Below are 17,538 nucleotides of genomic sequence, written 5' to 3'. Positions count from 1 at the left end.
CTAGAGCCCCATCCCCCGCACGAGCGCCACGAACCTGGGATCGTCTCGAATGGAATCGAACGCCGGCATGCCGTAGACCACGGGGAGGTGAGCGTGGCGGACGCGCTGCGCCATCTCGAGCGCGTCCAGCGCCGCGTCGCCGTCTCCCGCGATGGCGTGCAGGATCGCCCCCACGACGGCGCCGTCCGGGCGATCGGGGGCGTACAGGAGGGACACCGCCTCGCGCGCGACGGCGGCCTCTTCGGGGCCGCGATCCGCGGAAACGACCGCCGGTACCAGCTCGGGCGGCATACCCATTTCCGCGCCCAACCGGGCGGCCTCCGTCACGTCCCTGTCGATCAGCAGAACGATCAGGCGGACCGCCCGCGCCACGCTCAGGCCGGCGTCGAAGTCCAGCGCCTTGGCGCTGAACGAGCGAGCCGCGGCCGCGTCGCCCCTGACCAGCGCGCCGTTGGCGGCGGCGCTCCACGTCACCGCGGACAGCGGGTCCAACTCCAGCGCGCTCTCGAACGAGGCGCGCGCGTCTTGGTGCCGCGCCAGCGCGGTGAGCAGCTCCGCGCGCCACTGGTGCGCGGTGGCGGAGTTGGGCGCCCGCTCCACGGCGTCGTCGCACGCCAGCTCCGCTTCTTCCCAGCGCCACTCGAGGAAGGCGAGCGACTGACACAGCGCCTGGTACGGCTCGCTCAGCCGGTCGTCGAGCGCGCTGGCCCGCGCGGCGGACTCGCGAACGTGGCCCGCCGCCTCCGCCGACGGCACGGGCCCGTAGCCGGGCAGCACTGCCCAGGTCATGGCCAGCCCGGCGTGCGCCGGGGCGTAGTCGGGGTCCCGATCCACGGCCGCCTCGAAGTAGCCGATCGCCTCCCTCAGCGGTCCCGCTTCGCGGCGCGCGAAGCGGTCGCGGCCCAGCAGGTAGAGGTCCTGCACTTCGATCGTGGCGGGGCGCGCGCTCACGGTATCCTCCGGAGCGAGCTGGACCCGCAGCGTGTCCGCTATCGCCTTGGCGATGCGGTCCTGGACCGCGAACACCTCGCTCAGGTCGTCCTCGTAGGTCTCCGACCAGATGTGGAAGCCGTTGGAGGCGTCGATGAGCTGCGCGGTGACGCGGACGTCCTCCCCGTCGCGCCGCACGCTTCCCTCCAGCACCGTGGCTACGCCCAGGGAATCGCCCACCACACGGATGTCGCCGTCCCAGTCGCGGAAGCCGAACGAAGACGTGCGCGCGGCCACCTTCAAACCGTCTATGCGGGCGAGCAGGTTGAGGAGCTCCTCGGCGAGTCCGTCGCCGAAGTAGGTGTCATCTTCCGCGCCGCTGAAGTTGTCGAAGGGGAGCACGGCGATGGAGTTGACGAAGCCGGCCCGAGAGGCCACACCGGAGGCCCCCCTGCCCGCGAACCAGCCGGCGCCCACCGCCAGCGCGACCGCCGCCAGTATAGCCGCCATGGTGCCCGGCGTGAGCCAGGCCGCGGAGCCAGGGGAAACCTCTCCCGGCTGGGCTGATCCGGTCCGCTGCACCCCCTCAGACGTCAGGTCGAATACCCAGGCCAGCACGACGGTGATGGGAAAGCCGGCTATGGCACCGATGAGCAGGGCCGTAACAGTCCAGTCGGCGAACCCCAACCGCTCGACTACGATCTCCGCCCCCTCCAGCGCCGCGAACGCGCCGGCCAGATACACGAGCGCGACGCGCACCACCTTGCGGCGCTTCAGCTCCTCCATGAACGAGGGTCGGCCGCGCCCCGGGGGCGGGCTCTGCGCTGGCTCGCGTCGGTTCACTGTGCTCGGGGCGTCACGAGGGCGCCAACTGCCGCGCCCGCGCCTGGGGTCAACGTCGGTTTCAGCCGACCATACGATACCAACGGCGCCGGGATTCACGCGTCCCTGCGACATCCTGGCGCCGTTCACTTCGATGCGCGCCGACCCGGAAAGGATTGCCCTCCGGGCTCCCGTCAGTCTCCGGCGAGGAGACGAATGCTCAGGGAATCAGGTCGGCGGGCTCCAGCATCTCAACGACCCACAGCCCCGAGGCGCCGTCGGACGCGAAGATCTTCCCTTTGTAGGGCTGCGCCCCCCAGGTGCTCGTCGCGAACGGCGCGGTGCCGGTTGCGTCCTCCGTCATGAACCAGCCGATTTCCCTTCCCTGCCGGTACAGATCGCCCCTCAGCTCGCCGGAGATGTCCACCACGCGCAGGCCCGCCTGGTAGTGACCGATGTAGAGCTTGTCGTCCTCCGCCCACATGTTGTGCGCGCCGGCCTCGGGGATCTTGTACCAGGCGACTTCCTTCGGATCGTCGACGTCGCTCACGTCGATCACGTGGATGTAGCCCCGGGGTCCGTTGATGCACTCCGCGCAGCCGAAGATCTCGTCTCCCGCGAAGACGTAATCGCCGTACCGGATGGCGTGGTGGGTATTGCCGTAGGTCTCGTCGCCCACCTTGAAGCGGTAGGCGTACTGGGACACGAGCGTCGGTTCGGTGGGCGTGCCCCCTGCGATCCCCGCGCCGACGTCCAGAATGACCACGCCGTCGTTCCAGTAGCTCAGATACGCGAGCCCGTCCTCCACCATCACGTCGTGCAGGAAGCGGTCCTCGTGGGGAAGCTGCCAGCGACCCACCTCCGCGGGCTCCGCCGGATCGGAGATGTCGATGATGTGGATCGCACGAGTCCCGTAGTGCACCGCGTAGACCAGGTCGCCCACGATCCAGGTGTTGTGCACTCCGCCCGATAGACCCTCGGCATAGTGTGACACCTTTACGGGATGCGCCGGGTCGGTGATGTCCACGACGGTGATCCCGTTGCGCCGATCGGCCGCGTGCTCGCTCGTGATCACGGCCAGAGAGCGCTCTTCGTTGACCTTCACGTCGTTCACCCGCCTGCCGTCGATGCGCACCGAATCGGTTATGGTCGGGTTCGCCGCGTCGGTCACGTCCCACGCGTACAGCAGGTTGCCGGAATACGTGCCGGTGTAGGCGTAGTCGCGCTCGTCCAGCCCCTCGAAAACCCACAGGTCGGTGGTGGATTGACCGGTGGGGACGTTGCCGTGCGCGATCCGGCGCACCGGCAGACGGCCGGGCCTGGGGCCGGCTTCGAACTCGATGTCGGTCCGGACGCCGCCCACGTTCGCCGTGACCCGGTACGAGCCCGGATCGTGGGCGACGAGCACCGCGCTGGTTGGACCGGTGCGATCGATCCACAGCGCGTCCGCGGCGGCGCCGGCCGAGCCGTCCCACGCCCATTCGACGAACGCGCCCTCTACCGGCTGCTCGTCGCCGTCGATCGGCCGCACCTGGACGTGCACGGGGTCACCCACCCGGCCCGTCACGGCTGCGGCGTCGGCGAACGCGGCCACGGGGTTGGCGATCACGCGCACCGTCGCGCTGCTCGTCACTTCGCCCGCCGCGACCCTCACCTCGGCCTCGCCCTCGGAGCGGGCTCGGAGCGCCCCGGTGGCGCTGGCCGCCACGACGCCGCGGTCGGAAGACGACCAACTCAGGGGCACGCCGGGGCGCGCCGCCCCCGCGGCGAAAGCTTCCGCGTGCGGCCGGAAGGTCGTACCGACGAACAGGGGCGGAATCGCCGCGACCCTGACCTCGGAAACCAGCGCGGGCCCGACGACCACAGTCGCGGACGCGCGCACGTCGTCGAAGCCGATTGGTCCTGACGCCTGCCTGCGGACCCGCGCCGACACGCGCGAGCGGCCCTCGGCGATACCCTCAACGATGCCGTTCGCGCGGTCGTAGGATATCTCCGCCCCCTGGACGTTGGCGGTCACGTCGGCGTCGGGGATCGCGTTGCCGTCCGCGTCCAACGCGACGACCTCCAGGCGTACCTTGTCGCCGACCGTGAGATGGACGGAATCCGGCCGGAAGACGATGCGCGCCACGCGGGCGTCAGGGTCCTGCTGGGCAGCGAGTGGCGCGGTCGTCAGCGCGAGCGCGACGGCTCCGAGCGCGGTAGCCAGTCGGGTCATCGATCGATTCATGGGGTTCCCTTGGAGCCGACCCCGGCGCGCAGCCGGTCGGCGTGTTTGGCGCGGAGTTTGGCCAGCTTCGGCGAAATAACCGCGCTGCAGTACCCCTGCGTGGGGTTCCTCTCGTAGTAGCGGTGGTGGTAGGCCTCTGCGGGAAAGAACTCCGTCGCCGCCGTCACCTCGGTGACGATCCCGGTCCACGTTCCGCCGGCCTCGAGGCTTGCGATCAGCCGCCCGGCCTCGTCCCGCTGTTGCTCCGAATGGTGGAAGATCGCCGACCGATACTGCGGGCCGACATCGCCCCCCTGGCGGTCAAGGGTCGTCGGATCGTGGATCGTGAAGAAGATCTCCAGGATGTCGCCGTAGCCGATCACCGCCGGGTCGAACTCCAGGCGCACGACCTCGGCGTGACCCGTCGTCCCGGTACAGACGAGGTCGTAGGACGGATTCGGGTGGTGGCCACCCATGTAGCCGGAGCGCACGGCCAGCACGCCCTCCACCTCCAGATATGCCGCCTCCAGGCACCAGAAACAGCCGCCCGCAAGGGTCGCCGCCTCTACCGCGCTCGGGTTCCGGTCCACGGCCGAGCCGCCCGGATCCAATTCGCTCATGTCGACTCCCTGCTCGTCCTCGCTCTAGTGTGCCGGCGCGGAAGTCCCGTGTGCACCGAGGCGCGTGATGCGCCCGCGCAGCAAGGCGGAACGACGCGCCGTAGCCGTCGCTACGGCAAGGAGTTCCAACGCCGCACGCGTGGGATGCAGCGCGGGCCGAATGCCTACGGGACTTCTGCAACGGCACACTAGCCCACTCGAACGTGCGCGGGTCTACGCCCCGGGCCGCCGGAGGTTCCGGGTTGCTGCGGGGCGGGACGCCGCTCCGGAGAATGTAGTGGGATCACGACAGATGGTGCCGTCGCCAAGGACTATGTGAAGTGAACGCTGGTGGGAGGTGCGGGGTTGATCACGCCCCGATACGGGCGCAGGGTTGATCGCCGGCGCCGTTCGGTGGCGACGGATGGCTGGCAGAGTTGTACCGAATCGAGGCGTCCACCACCGGGCCCAGCGCGGCGGACGCCTCGAGGGCCGGACCTATGGGTTCAGACGCGAACCCGCTCCTTGAGACCGCGGCCGGCACGGAACGTCGGTACAGTCATCGCCGGGATCATGATGGCCTGCCCGGTCTGGGGGTTTCGGCCCGTGCGTGCCTTACGCGCCCGCGTGCTGAACGTGCCGAAGCCGGTAACCGTGAAGTCACGGCCTCCGTCAAGCTCGACCGCAATGATGCCCTGGCGCGGCTCCGTCGAGAAAATGTGGTCGATGATCTCCTTCGCCTTCGCCTTCGAAACGTCAGACTTGGCGGCAAGCTTCTCAGCGAACTGATCCTTGGTCACCTGGCCCTCTCCTGTGTTGGGTGTTCATGCACCGGCATGCGGCTGAGAACGACCGTCGCGTCGTCCGCTTGGCCCGCGCTACGCCGGAGTTCGTCACCACAGTACGTCGTAGAACTCGTTTGCTCAAGCGGGGCGCGGCCAAGAGGGGGATTGAACACCCGTCCAGTGACCTCCTACGGGATCGAAATCCGGGCGATGCGACCGTCCGGGCCGGCGACCCAGATCGCGTCCGAGCCGCTCGCCGCGACGCCCCACCAGGCCGAGGAATCCAGAGGCTCCCAGGTCGCGCCTCCGTCGAACGACAGGTCGGCGCCACCGGGCCCCACGACCACCAGCGAGCCCGTGGTGCCGGGCACGTGCGCGCCGCCGTAGATCGCCCCCACCATGGCGGGCTGCGCGCCCAGGCTCCACGACAGCCCGCCGTCAACGGTGCGCGCCACGTTGTCCGTGTGCGCGTCGGCAACGGCCAGATCGCCGCCGAACGCGACGCCCACGAGGTCGTCGATCATGGCTACGGAGGTGAGCCCCGCGCCCTGTCCCGACACCACCGGTACGTCGTGCGCCGTCCACGTCTCGCCGTAGTCCGCGGTGCGCAGAACGCGGGCCCCGGAGGCGTTCCCCGTGGCGATCCAGCCCAGCCCACCAGGCCGCGTGAGCACGCAGGTCCCGCTCGCCGCGAAGCCACCTTCCCCGTCGCGCGCAGGCGGCAACGTGGCCCCGTCCAGGCGCCGCCAGGTGCGGCCGCCGTCGGACGTGCGCAGGATGCGCAGCTGGCCGCCGACAGCGTCGCCGTACGCCACGCCGCGCTCGCGGTCCCAGAAGTCGACGCAGTCGTAGAAGCCGTCGGGCTCCTCGTTGGTCCAGCGCAGCGACCAGGTGTCCCCGGCGTCTTCGGTGCGGTACATGCGCGATTGGTCTCCGCTGCCGGCGCTCATGAGCACGGCCGTGCGCGCGTCGAACGCGTGCACGTCGCGGAACTGCAGCCCGCCCACGCCCGGGACCGTGTTCGCGGTCCACGTCGTGCCGCCGTCGGTCGTGAACGCGTAGGTGGCGCCGTGGCCGCTCACCCAGACGACGTCGTCGCTGACCGGGCTGATGGCCTGGAGCAGGACGTCGGTGCCGCTGGACTGGGTCGTCAGCGTGGGCCCGACCGGCGGCGGCGGGCCGCGCTCGATGCGCGGGCGTATCGGCTCCGGCGAGCGGCAGCCGAAGAGCAGCAGTGTGGCGCCCAGGGTGGCGCCGGCGCGCAGCGTGACTCCGTTCATCTTTCCCTCCTCGTAGATAATCTTCGCACACGGCCGACGCGGACTCCCAGCGGCCACCGGATCGGTCGTTCCTCCCCCCGCGGCCAGTGCCGCTCCAGCCTGGGCGCGAGCCAGGTTCCTACCGGGTCCTCGCCGGACGCTTCGCGGTAGCGCTTCACGGCCGACCAGGTAGCCACGTACCCCAGGAGATCCGACCGGGACCACCGGCCCTCGATCGCGACAGGTGCCACCTTCAACTCGTCGAACGGAAACGGCAGGTCGCGATAGAGCGTCTCCACGTGCGCCCGCTCCGGCGGCCAGTAGGGCCCGACGACGTCGCGGTAGAAGCGGCCGAGCTCGCGATCCAGCGAAGGCGAAACCGAGCACAGGTCGTAGGTCCACAGCGCCAGGACTCCGTCCGCGCGCGCCACCCTGCGCGCCTCGTCGTAGAACGCATCCAGGTCCAGCCAGTGCGCCGCTTGCGCCACCGTGATGAGGTCCGCGCGCCCCGAAGCCAACGGAACGAGCTCGGCCGTCGCGACGACGTAGCGCGTGTTCCGGGCGCGTTGGGCGTGGAAGATCTGCCGGGCGCTGGCGTCGGTGGCCATCACCACGCCGAAGCGCGCCGCCAGCTCGCCGGCCGCCTGTCCGGTGCCGGTCGCGCAGTCCCACGCCAGGCCCCGCGCCGGCGCGTGAGCCGCGAGCGCGTCGAACAGCGACGCCGGATAGCGCGGCCGGTAGCGGGCGTAGCCCGAGGCCGCCGTGGAGAAATGGTCGGGCCACCCGCCGGTCGACCTCACGCGGCGCTGCCAGGTCGCGACGCCAGCCGGCGCCGCTTCAGAAGGCGAGCCCACCGGCGCGGCAGAGCCAGCGCACGAGGGGCGCTCCGGCCCGGCAAAGAGATTCGAAGTCGTCCATGAACTCCCCTGAGGTCAGGCTCTTCTGAGGCAGCTCCGTCACGCCTATGAAGTCCTTGCGCTTCAAGTCCGCGATCAGCGCGTGTTCGGGGTCGTATCCGCGCGGTGGGCGGGACAGCGAGTCCCCGGTCAGATCGAAGGTGTCCGCGAAGGAGCCGCGCAGCGCGGCCTTCCTCCACCCCGCGGGATCGTCGACCAGGGCGTCCCTGATGGACCTCAGCGCGGCGGAGTCCGGGTGCCAGGTGCCGACCGCCACGAAGCACCCTTTGGGTTGAATGTGCAGGTAGAATCCCGGGGCGTGCGCGTCCTTGCCCGCCTCGTGCCGAAACTGGATGCCGGTGTGGGTCTTGTACGGAGACTTGTCCTTGGCGAAGCGCGTATCCCGGTAGATGCGAAACATCGACCCCCCCGACTTGCGGGGGTCGGCGCGGAAGCGAGGGCTGATCTTCTTCAGCCGGGGAGCGAAGTCCACGATGAACGCCAGCGCGGGCTCGCGGACGTCGCCCTCGTAGCGCGCCTTGTTGGCTTCGAACCAGGCGCGGTCGTTGTTCCGGGCCAACTCCTTCAGAAAGGAGAACGTGCGGGCGCTGAAGTACGTAGCGGTCATGGCATCCCCGGTTCGATCGAGTTTAACGATTGGGCGGACGGCCGAGTCTGGAGGATCTAGAAACGGCAGCACTGACTTCCTCTCCCCGCCAAAATGAACCGAGGAGGCTCGCATGCGCAGCACGCCAATCGGAATACTCGCCGCAGCCGCCGTGTTGACGGCCGCCTGCGGCGACGACCCAGCCGCCCCTCAGAACGCCTTCGAGGTCGCGCTCACGGAAGATCTGGCGATGGTAGCCGCCGACGCTACCCTGGACGACCTGGCGGCGATGAACGACGCGGTCGGCGGCGACGGATCGACGTCCACCGGAGGCTCTTTCAGCCGCGTGGTGAGCTTCTTCGACGCGGCGGGGAATCTCCAGGAGTCGTTCGATCCGCTCACCACCGACGTCGTCGAGGTAGTCGTGGACGCCGAGCGCGAAGCAACCCGCTCCGGCTGGGTGGCGACCTTCCAGCACCACCGCGAATTCTCGATCTCGGGGCTGGCGGGGGAGGAGACGACGCGCACCCGGAACGGCGCCGGCCAGACCGAGATCACGCGCAGCAGCCACTCCGACACCGGCGGCGATCGCAGCTACGAGATGAGCTCGACTTCGCTGATTCAGGACGTGGTCGTGGGCGTTCCACGCGCCGAGTTTCCGTGGCCGCTGTCGGGCACGATCACTCGCGAGATCGAGGCCACGATTACGACGCCGGACGGCGTCAGAACGCGCCAGCGAACCGTGGTGGTGGACTTCAACGGCACGCAGTTCGCCGAGATGACCGTCAACGGTGAGACCTTCGAGTTGGACCTGGACGCGCGCGACTTCGACCGGCCCTTCCGCCGCGTCGGCAACCGTTAGCCCGACGACGGGTCGGCGGCGACCGGCGCCGCCGACCTTCCCTCACCAGGCCGGGGTCGCCTTGCCGCCCTCGACCTTCCAGAACCCCAGATCCCGTCCCGTCCGAGCCTTGGCCACGTACATGATCTGGTAGGTGTGACCGGCGAAGTGCTCCACCGCGTGATAGACCGCCTCGAGCACGCTGACGTCCAACCCCTGGATGGTCCGACGCTCGTGGAGCGAGGCCGGGTCCAGGCCCGCCAGCACGTCGTCGCACACCCCGAGAGCGTCCTCCAGCAGCGCCAGCAGCGAGTCGGCCTCGATGCCTCCCTCCGCGTAGAACTCGGCGGGCCGATCCCTCATGTCCGGCTGACGACCCACTCCGTGCGCGATCCACTGGCGGATGTTGCCGGCCAGGTGCAGAACCAGGTTGCCCACGCTGTTCGACGCGTCGTTCGGGCGCCACCACAGATCTTCGGCGCTCATGCGCTCCACCGACGCCCTGATCTTCGGCAGGTACTCGCCCGACAGATAGGCGCGCGAGCGGGCGATGAAGGCCTGTTCCGTGGATCCGGCGTCCCGCGCGCCGATCTCGCTCACTGGAATTCCCACGCCATGGCCACGCCGAAGATGCCCGTACCCGAGACGGCCACGCTGCCGCCGGCCGGGGTGGCGCCGCAAGATTCGTCGACTATGAGCGCCTGCAGCACGCCGTCCCCGCCGGTCATGGGCCCGATCACGAACAACTCGTCGCCCGCGCTCGCCTCTACACCGTCCAGGAATTCGAAGGAGGCGAGCGTCCTGGCCCCGGCCGATGAGATGTTGCCTGCACCATCGACTCTCCAGCCGGCCAGGCTGTTGCCCGCCTGAGGCACGCCATACACGCAGCGCTCGCCCAGGATCGTGGTCCGGAAGAGCTGCTCCGTCGCCAGCCTCGACCCGATCGGGCTGAGTGTGTTGTCCGCCTGGGCCACGTCGAAGGCCTGAATCGACACGCCGGAGCCGATCACGAACGATCCGCCCGCGATGCCGCGTCCCCAACTCGCGAAGTCCGTAGACACGTTCTGGGGGTCGCCGAGGGTCCAGGAAAACGGCGTCTGCGCCGGGGAGGTGGCCACCCGCGTGGCGGTACCCGCCCGCGCCACGAGGCTGATTCCCGCGTCGCCCATGGTCCATGCCACGCCGGCGATCGCCCCGGTCGGGAACGGATCCAGCGCCTCCAGCTCATCGGCCGCGGCGTCCGCGCGCACTCCGAACAACCGGATCTTGCTGCCCGCGCCGGTGTCGCCGTAGCCGATGACTCCCACGTCGGGGCTGTAGCTGCCTTCGGAAAGGTCCGCGAGGCCGTCGAATGGAGCGGACGCCACGAGCTCGATGTCGCACGGCTCGGCCGGTCGCCAGGTCTGCACGTCGTTGGTGGTGCGGATGACGATCACCCCCTCCGCGGAGGCGAAGGTCGCGTCCATCACCGGCGAGCCGATCGAGACCGTGCCCACCGTGCCCAGCCTCCCGGCGCTCCGGTCGAAGCAGACCACGTTGACGAGGTCCGATCCGACGGAGCCCCCCAGAAAGCCCACCGTGTTGCCGCCGCCGGGCGCCACCACCACCGCCAGCGTGGCCGGCGACATGGGAATGCCGCTAATGTGGGCGCCCGTGACCGCTGTCTGCCCCACGCCGACGGTGCGCGCGACGTCGACGTCCATGACGGCTACGCTGGCGTCGGTGGTCCCGAAGATCACCTGCTGCGTGACGTCGACCATCGTCAGATTGTCCGAAAGCGTAGCAGTCGCGGCGTACGTCACGGTATCGCCGAGCTCGACCGTAGTGTCCGCCGGGCTGATCCTGATCTCCATTATCGGCAGATCCAGGATTTCGAACGGCACGAGGTCGGACTCCAGGAAGAACGCGGGCTCCATCGAAGTGGAGATGTCCATGCGTATTCCCACCTGCACGACCGCCGGAGCCACGACCTCGGACGCCTGGATGGTCGCCGTGGCGACGCGATCCGAGGTGATGGTCGCGGCGCGCGACTGGCCGTTGAAGACGATCTCCACGGGCGCGCGGAGCACGCTGGACCCTTCCGTGAGCCGCACCGTCAACGTGAAGGCCGGTCCACCCGCCAGCGCCGACCCCGGATTGATCGCCAGAATCTCCAGCAACTGCCCCTCGTCGTCTCCGCACGCGACGCCCCAAGCCGCGAGGATGAGAAGCAGGGCGAGGCGTGAAGCGCTGGAGGTCATGGCTCGATCCACGTCGAGGGTATCCGGGTTGCGCTGGGGCGAGTAGCGTCCAGGTTCACCGTACCCGGCCGGACGCACCCCCGCAAGCGTCCGGGAACGCCGGCGGCGTCGCCGGAATTAGCAGGGCTCAATCACACGCAACCAGACGAGTCAGCCGCCGATGAACGTCCGATTTCCCGCCGCGTCCGCCATCGCCCTTCGCGTCACCATCGCCGCCGTCTTCCTGTGGCACGGCGTACCCAAGGCCACCGACTGGAGCTTCGCGGCGGACAAGTTCGTGGGCTGGGGCCTGCCGGGCTGGCTCGGCGTCGTCATCGGCATCGTAGAAACGGTGGCCGCTCCGCTCCTACTGGTCGGGCCGTTGCGCCGGCCCGCCGCGATCGTGCTTCTGGCGATCATCGTGGGAGCGCTGGCGACGGTGCAGATCCCGGGGGGGATCACAGCCGGGCTGGAGCGCGACCTTCTGGTGACGGCCGGGCTGCTGGTCGTGCTGGCTGGCTCGGCCAGGGACACCGCCGGCTCTCAGGACTAGCGAGCCCCGCAGCCGCTCAGGCGCCCTCGGCCGCCGCTCCCGCCGCCTTCTCGACCGCGTCGTAAATCTTCGCGTAGCCCGTGCACCGGCACAGATTGCCGGACAGCGCTTCCTTGATGTCCTGCCTGCTCGGCGCCGGATTGCGCTCCAGCAGCGCCGCCGCCGACATCAGGATGCCCGGGGTACAGAAGCCACACTGCGCGGCGCCGAATTCGTCGAAGGCCGCCTGCAGCGGGTGCGGCTCGCCGATCCCGGCGAGCCCCTCGACCGTGCGCACCTCGACGCCCTCGGCTTCCCACACGGGAGTTATGCAGCCGAGCACCGGCGTGCCGTCGACCAGGACCGTGCACGCCCCGCAATCGCCCTTGTCGCAGCCCTGCTTGGAGCCGGTCAGCCGGAGCGCGTAGCGCAGGGTCTCCAGCAGCGTGTAGTGGACCGGAACGGCCGCCTCGTACGTGTGGCCGTTCACCGTCAGGGTAACGATCTCGCTCATGTCAGCAGTCTAGGACCGCGCCCGGGGGGCAACAAGCGGATCGGGCCACCGCGACTCGGCGCCGCCTCCTCCCACCTCTCGCCGGGGCTCTTCGCGTTCTGCTAGATTCGGGGTATGCAGCAGACCAATCTCCCGACCGCCGGGGCGGCGTCCGGCGTGGGCGCCGCCGCCCAGGCGTGCCTGGAAGCACGGCGCGGCGGGACCCCTGTGGCGGTGGTCAGGTTGGTGCCCGACGCGCCCGGATCGATCGCAAGCGCGGCTCGCCACGTGCTCGTTCGAGAGTCCGGCCTGGAGGGCTCTCTGGGGTCCCCCGGGTTGGACGAAGCGGCGCTGGAGACGGGGCGCGAGGCGCTGGCGCAGGCGGGCTCGGCTTATCGGGCCCTGAGCGGTGGGCTCGCGCTGTTCGCACAGGGGTACAGACGCACGGACCCGCTGGTGATCGCCGGCGGTGGGCACATCGCCGTAGAACTGGCCGCTCTCGGTGTGAGGCTGGGCTTCTCGGTCACCGTGGTGGAGGACCGCGAGGAGTTCGTCGACCCGGCTCGCTTCGCGGCCGGGGTCAGCACGCGCCTGGTGGACTTCGGAGACGCGCTGCTGGAGTTGCCGGTCAGCGCCGAGACGTACCTGGTGCTGGTCACCCGCGGTCACGCGCACGACCTGGACTGCCTGCGCGCCGTGCTTGCGGGATCGATTCGCCCCGCGTACGTGGGATTGATCGGCAGCAGGCGCCGGGTACGCGCCGCCTTCCTGGCGCTGCGGGGAGCGGGCGTTGCCGACGATCGGCTGGCGGCGTTGCGCGCGCCGGTGGGCCTGGACATCGGCGCCGAGACGCCCGCCGAGATCGCCGTCGCCATCGCCGCGGAGCTGATCGCGGTGCGGCGCGGAGTGGCCCCGCCCGGCTCGCTGCGCGACCGGGTGCGGGTGCTGGACAGACTGATGACCCCCGAAATCGAATGACGAGAGCTCACACCATGCCCGGCGACGGGCGCGCCGACGCGCGCTCCGCGGACCCGGTGCTGGAGGCCGTCGTATCGGCGGTGGCGACGGGCCACCCCGGGGTGCTGGCCACCGTCGTCCGAGCGCGCGGCTCCACGCCCAGGTCCGCGGGCGCCAGCATGTTGATCCTGGGGTCGGGCGACAGCGTCGGAACCATCGGCGGCGGCTGCGGCGAAGCCGACGTCCTGCAAGCCGCCCAGGCGGTCATGCGGACCGGGCAGGCGGTGCTGGTTCGCGTCGAGTTGACCGACGACGTGGAGTCGCTGAGCCCGGCGGTGTGCGGAGGCGTGATGGACGTGTTCGTGGAGCCCATCGGCACTGCTCCCGTCCAGGATACCGCGTGAGCGACTTCGCGCTGTGGGGCCGCTACGAGCGCTACCTGCGGGCGCCCCCGGAACTCAGCATCCGCTGGGACGACCCCGAGAGCAGCGCCCAGGGCTGGCTGATCGTGAACTCGCTGCGGGGCGGCGCCGCTGGGGGCGGGACACGCATGAGGGTCGGCCTGCACGAGCGCGAAGTGGTCTACCTGGCCAAGGCCATGGAACTGAAGTTCGCCATCGCCGGCCCCGGTATCGGCGGAGCCAAGGCGGGCATCAACTTCGACCCGCGGGACCCGGGCAAGGCAGACGTGCTGCGGCGCTGGTTCCGCGCGATCAGCCCCTACCTGCGCGACTGCGTGGGCACCGGCGGCGACCTGGGCGTCGACGAGGTGGCCGACGTCCTGCCGTGCTTTCGCGCGGCGGGGCTTGGCCACCCTCAGGAAGGCGTGGTGCGGGGCCACCTGGGCGGCGGCGCAGGCCTCGAAGCCATCCTCGGCAAGCTGGACGACGGGGTGAAGGCGAGGGTGGGGCCGGGACTGGGGCTCGCCGGAGGCCCGTCGACCGTGGCGGACCTGATCACCGGCTTCGGCGTGGCGCGATCGATCCAGCGCGCCTACGAACGGTTCGGACGGCCCCTGGACAGGGCGGCCGTGCGCGTGGAAGGCTTCGGCAACGTGGGCGCCGCCTGCGCGCTCTACCTGGCCCGGGCGGGCGCCAGGATCGTCGGCATCTCGGACGCCCACCGCGTGCTCGTCGATCGGGACGGAATCGACGCCGCCGGCGTAGAAGCGCTGATCGCCGCGGGGCCTCCGAAAACGTTGCCGGCGGACGATCCTCGAACGGCCAGCAGCGCGGAAGCGAGGCTGGACGACGTCCCCAGCGCCGTGTTCGTGGCGGCCGCGGCGTCCGCGACGCTGGACGAGGCGCGGCTGGAGCGGATCGCGGCCTCCGGGGCGGAGGTGCTGGGCTGCGGCGCCAATCAGCCCTTCCACGAGCGCGCCTTCGGCGCCACGGAGGTGTGTCGCGGCGCCGATGGCCGGTTCACGGTCCTCGCGGACATCCTCGCCAACTGCGGCATGGCGCGCGCGTACAGCTACCTCATGGAGCCAGGTGGCTCCACGGATCCGGAAGCGATCTTCGCCGCGGTGAACGACACCATAGTGGACGGCGTCGACGAGGTCGCCGAGCGGGCGGGCGGCGAGCGGGGCATGTTGGCCGCCGCCCTGGAGACCACCCTGGACCGGCTGGCGGCCTAGGCGACCGCGGCCGGGAGCGCCAGCGTCACGGTGATGCCCTCGCGGTCCCCCACCTCCACGGTGAGGGCCCCGCCCATCGCCGCCACGAGCGATCGCGCCACCAGGAGCTCGCTGCGCTCGTCCTCCGCGGCGTGCTCCTCGCCCGCGGTGCCGTGTGGGCCGCCTTCGACGGCCATGCGGCGCAGCACCATGCGAGTGGACGCGGCCACCCTGGCCGCCGGGTCGCGCACGGTCACGTGCACCTTCCCGGCGCGCGCGGCGGCGGTCAGGTCGATGGCAGCGCTTCGCGCCGCGCCGCGCACGACCAGCCAGGACACGTTCCAGAGCGCCTCCTCGAGCCACCCGGGGTCGGCGTGTACCCGCAGGGATCCGATGTCCGGCTCGGCGACCCTGGGGCGGAAACTGATTTCCCGATCTTCGAGCCACCAGCGAAGCTGCGCCACGACCTGGTTCAGGAGCGGTGCAAGGGACACCGAGTCCAGCGTAGGCCCTTCCCTCTCTTCGGTGCCGATGTCCCCGAAGCGTTGGATCAGGCCCTCCATCGACTCCGCGGCGGCTCGGATGTCGGCCACGTTGGCCGGCGGGCCCTCCCCCGTCTGCGCGCCGCCCAGGGCGCTGCCGATGCGCGTCAAAGGGCCTCGAAATTCGCGGCCGAGTCGCGCCATCGCGATGCCCCTTGCGCGCGCATCCCCGTCCGCCTTGCGACGCAGAATCCGGGCGTGCCGCGTCTGCTCGGCCAGGTCGCGCGAACGGATCTCCAGTCGCGCCAGCACCTCGGACGCGAACCTCACCGCCGCGCCCGTTCGGTCGCGGATCCTCTCGGCCGGCCAAGCGCTGAGCGCCAGCCACAGGCCGGTGGCGTAGATGAAAAGGATCTTGGCCTCCTCGGCGGGGAGGTCCAGCAGACGCGCTTCGCCGAAGTAGAGCCAGCCCACCAGAATCGCGTACGACAGCGCGGCGGCGTGGGCGAAGATCACGGTGCGCAGGACGCCCCCGTGCACCTGGTCTCCGGCCCTGATCGCCAGCGCGAAGAAGAGCAGGCTGCGCTCGCCGCCGGAGGCGTATATGGCGTACGCGATCAAGCCCAGGTCCAGAACGAAGAACACGTCGCCCAGGTCGAACGCCCACGCCAGGGAACGCGCGTAGAATGCGCGTAACAGGACCCAACTGAGCAAGCAGTAGGCGAACACGGCACCCGCGTAGCTGAGCACGAGCCGGTACTGCTCATCGCCCAGCACCGCGGTGTTGTGGAGCACGACGATGGCCCCGAGGATCGAGAATCCGACGAGCCTCAGGATCGGGTAGGTGACGACGTTGTAGTTGATCAGCTCGAGGCGGCGTTCGCGCTCGGCGTCGATGGGATCGAGATGGACGCCGGCCTCGGCGAGTTCGCGCGATCCGATTCCCGTCGCGCGTGCGTGGGGGTCTGAAGCGTTGCTCATCGTCGGGACTCGGGTCTGCGATGATGGGGCGGGCGCGGGCGCTCCTGCAAGCCGCCAGGGCTTTGCGGGATCTGGCCGAAGTGCCAACATTCGGCCGCCGACGTTTCCCCCAACCAGCGATCGTCCGTGTCGTCCATTCTCCTACTCATCGGGACCCGTCGGGGCCTGATCATAGCTCGCTCGACCGATCGGCATCGCTGGGATCTCAGCCGGCCGTTCCTGGAAGGCCGGGAGGTGTACCACGCGTTCCACGATGCGCGTACCGGGCTTCTGTGGGCCGCGACGACGCACCGGGTCTGGGGCAGTCACCTGCACAGGAGCGGCGACGGGGGCCGCACCTGGGAAACCCTGGAGGCTGCCCCCTCGCACGACGACGAGCGGGGCCTGCGTGCAATATGGCGCCTGGCCCCCGGAGCGACAGGCGCCCCCGACGTGCTTTACGCGGGGGTGGAGCCCGCGGGGCTGTTCGTTTCGCGCGACGCCGGGCGGTCGTGGTCGCCTGTGGCGGCGCTGAACGACCACCCCACCAGGAGCACCTGGCAGCCGATGGGAGGCGGGCTCGCGCTCACGGACGTGTGGGCGAGCCCGGGCGATGGGGACGCGCTGATCGCCGCGATTTCGGCCGGGGGTGTGTACGGCTCGGACGACGCCGGCGCCTCGTGGACGCCGCGAAACGCGGGTGTGCGAGCCTGCTTCCAGCCCGAGCGCTACCCGGCCTCGGGCCAGTGCGTCCACAAGCTGGCGCCGCACCCTACTCGACCGGGTCGCATCTATCAGCAGAATCACTGCGGCACGTATCGAAGCGACGATGCGGGAGACAGCTGGGTCGATATCACCGCGGGCCTGCCGAGCGACTACGGGTACGCCCTGGCCATCGACCCGGCCGATGCCGATCGGGCGTGGGTGGTTCCGGAGATCTCCAGCCACATGCGGACCGTGGTGGACGGGCGGCTGAGAGTCTACGAAACCAGGGACGCGGGCGCCTCCTGGTCCAGCCTGGAGAACGGCCTGCCCCAGGAGCACGCCTACGTGACCGTCCTGCGGGAAGGTCTGGCGACGGATGGGCTGGACCCGATCGGGGTATATTGCGGCACGTCGGGAGGGCACCTGTTCGGAAGCCCCGACGGGGGCGCGACGTGGAGCCTGCTGGCCGGCTTCCTGCCCCGCATCCTGTGCGTAGACGCGAGCGCCGCGCCCGAGTGAGGCGCGCCCGACACCTAGTGTGCCGGCGCGGAAGTCCCGTGTGCACCGAGGCGCGTGATGCGCCCGCGGGGCAAGGCGGAACGACGCGCCGTAGCCGTCGCTACGGCAAGG

General features: G+C 70.4%; 17 protein-coding genes. 6 read left to right on the top strand and 11 right to left on the bottom strand.

Annotated features, from left to right (window positions below):
- From ABFS34_12135 to ABFS34_12105, 7 genes are all read right to left on the bottom strand, one after another.
- On the bottom strand, positions 1-1,773 hold the full coding sequence (locus tag ABFS34_12135) for a hypothetical protein (protein MEN8376189.1): 1,773 nt from the start codon (positions 1,771-1,773) through the stop codon (positions 1-3).
- A 199-nt stretch (positions 1,774-1,972) separates the two neighbouring features.
- Positions 1,973-3,979 carry a hypothetical protein gene (locus ABFS34_12130; GenBank protein MEN8376188.1) on the bottom strand — a complete coding sequence of 669 codons (2,007 nt, stop codon included), beginning with the start codon at positions 3,977-3,979 and terminating at the stop codon, positions 1,973-1,975.
- Positions 3,976-4,578, bottom strand: coding sequence for a peptide-methionine (S)-S-oxide reductase MsrA (msrA, locus tag ABFS34_12125; GenBank protein ID MEN8376187.1), 603 nt, complete (start codon positions 4,576-4,578; stop codon positions 3,976-3,978). Before msrA ends, ABFS34_12130 begins: the two co-directional genes overlap by 4 nt.
- Before the next feature lie 485 nt (positions 4,579-5,063).
- Positions 5,064-5,357 carry an HU family DNA-binding protein gene (locus ABFS34_12120; protein MEN8376186.1) on the bottom strand — a complete coding sequence of 98 codons (294 nt, stop codon included), beginning with the start codon at positions 5,355-5,357 and terminating at the stop codon, positions 5,064-5,066.
- Positions 5,358-5,530: 173 nt separating this feature from the next.
- The gene (locus ABFS34_12115; GenBank protein MEN8376185.1) at positions 5,531-6,622 is read right to left on the bottom strand and encodes an oxidoreductase; all 1,092 of its coding nucleotides are present in this window, start codon (positions 6,620-6,622) and stop codon (positions 5,531-5,533) included.
- Positions 6,619-7,401: a class I SAM-dependent methyltransferase gene (locus ABFS34_12110; GenBank protein ID MEN8376184.1), complete on the bottom strand. Its 783-nt coding sequence runs from the start codon at positions 7,399-7,401 to the stop codon at positions 6,619-6,621. Before ABFS34_12110 ends, ABFS34_12115 begins: the two co-directional genes overlap by 4 nt.
- A gap of 37 nt (positions 7,402-7,438) precedes the next feature.
- Entirely contained in the window at positions 7,439-8,125 is a 687-nt protein-coding gene (locus ABFS34_12105; protein ID MEN8376183.1) for a DUF2461 domain-containing protein, read from the bottom strand.
- A gap of 112 nt (positions 8,126-8,237) precedes the next feature.
- Between ABFS34_12105 and ABFS34_12100 the strand changes: the two genes are divergently transcribed.
- A complete protein-coding gene (locus tag ABFS34_12100) occupies positions 8,238-8,966 on the top strand; it encodes a hypothetical protein (GenBank protein ID MEN8376182.1) in 729 nt (242 codons plus the stop codon).
- 42 nt (positions 8,967-9,008) lie between these two features.
- Here ABFS34_12100 and ABFS34_12095 read toward each other — a convergent pair whose 3' ends face one another.
- Together ABFS34_12095 and ABFS34_12090 are read right to left on the bottom strand one after the other, a co-directional pair.
- Positions 9,009-9,545 (bottom strand): DUF1572 family protein, encoded by a 537-nt coding sequence (locus ABFS34_12095; protein ID MEN8376181.1) that lies wholly within the window; start codon positions 9,543-9,545, stop codon positions 9,009-9,011.
- Positions 9,542-11,185, bottom strand: coding sequence for a hypothetical protein (locus ABFS34_12090; GenBank protein ID MEN8376180.1), 1,644 nt, complete (start codon positions 11,183-11,185; stop codon positions 9,542-9,544). Before ABFS34_12090 ends, ABFS34_12095 begins: the two co-directional genes overlap by 4 nt.
- Positions 11,186-11,345: 160 nt before the next feature.
- On the opposite strand from ABFS34_12090, the gene ABFS34_12085 reads away from it, so the two are divergent.
- Positions 11,346-11,717: a DoxX family protein gene (locus ABFS34_12085; protein MEN8376179.1), complete on the top strand. Its 372-nt coding sequence runs from the start codon at positions 11,346-11,348 to the stop codon at positions 11,715-11,717.
- 16 nt (positions 11,718-11,733) lie between these two features.
- On the opposite strand, the gene ABFS34_12080 is transcribed toward ABFS34_12085, so the two are convergent.
- Complete coding sequence (locus ABFS34_12080) at positions 11,734-12,210, bottom strand: (2Fe-2S)-binding protein (GenBank protein ID MEN8376178.1); 477 nt, start codon at positions 12,208-12,210, stop codon at positions 11,734-11,736.
- A gap of 114 nt (positions 12,211-12,324) precedes the next feature.
- Between ABFS34_12080 and ABFS34_12075 the strand changes: the two genes are divergently transcribed.
- The 3 genes from ABFS34_12075 to ABFS34_12065 are packed head-to-tail and all read left to right on the top strand — an operon-like array spanning position 12,325 to position 14,782.
- Positions 12,325-13,167 (top strand): XdhC family protein, encoded by an 843-nt coding sequence (locus ABFS34_12075; GenBank protein ID MEN8376177.1) that lies wholly within the window; start codon positions 12,325-12,327, stop codon positions 13,165-13,167.
- Positions 13,164-13,550, top strand: coding sequence for an XdhC family protein (locus tag ABFS34_12070; protein ID MEN8376176.1), 387 nt, complete (start codon positions 13,164-13,166; stop codon positions 13,548-13,550). Before ABFS34_12075 ends, ABFS34_12070 begins: the two co-directional genes overlap by 4 nt.
- Entirely contained in the window at positions 13,547-14,782 is a 1,236-nt protein-coding gene (locus ABFS34_12065) for a Glu/Leu/Phe/Val dehydrogenase dimerization domain-containing protein (GenBank protein ID MEN8376175.1), read from the top strand. Before ABFS34_12070 ends, ABFS34_12065 begins: the two co-directional genes overlap by 4 nt.
- Here ABFS34_12065 and ABFS34_12060 read toward each other — a convergent pair.
- Positions 14,779-16,224 carry a hypothetical protein gene (locus tag ABFS34_12060; protein ID MEN8376174.1) on the bottom strand — a complete coding sequence of 482 codons (1,446 nt, stop codon included), beginning with the start codon at positions 16,222-16,224 and terminating at the stop codon, positions 14,779-14,781. The genes ABFS34_12065 and ABFS34_12060 overlap by 4 nt on opposite strands.
- 126 nt (positions 16,225-16,350) lie before the next feature.
- On the opposite strand from ABFS34_12060, the gene ABFS34_12055 reads away from it, so the two are divergent.
- Positions 16,351-17,427 (top strand): sialidase family protein, encoded by a 1,077-nt coding sequence (locus ABFS34_12055; protein ID MEN8376173.1) that lies wholly within the window; start codon positions 16,351-16,353, stop codon positions 17,425-17,427.
- Positions 17,428-17,538: the final 111 nt, after the last annotated feature.

The organism is Gemmatimonadota bacterium (assembly GCA_039715185.1).
GTDB lineage: Bacteria > Gemmatimonadota > Gemmatimonadetes > Longimicrobiales > RSA9 > DATHRK01.
The sequence above is the reverse complement of the archived record's forward strand: the minus strand, read 5'-3'. Positions and strand labels throughout refer to the sequence as shown.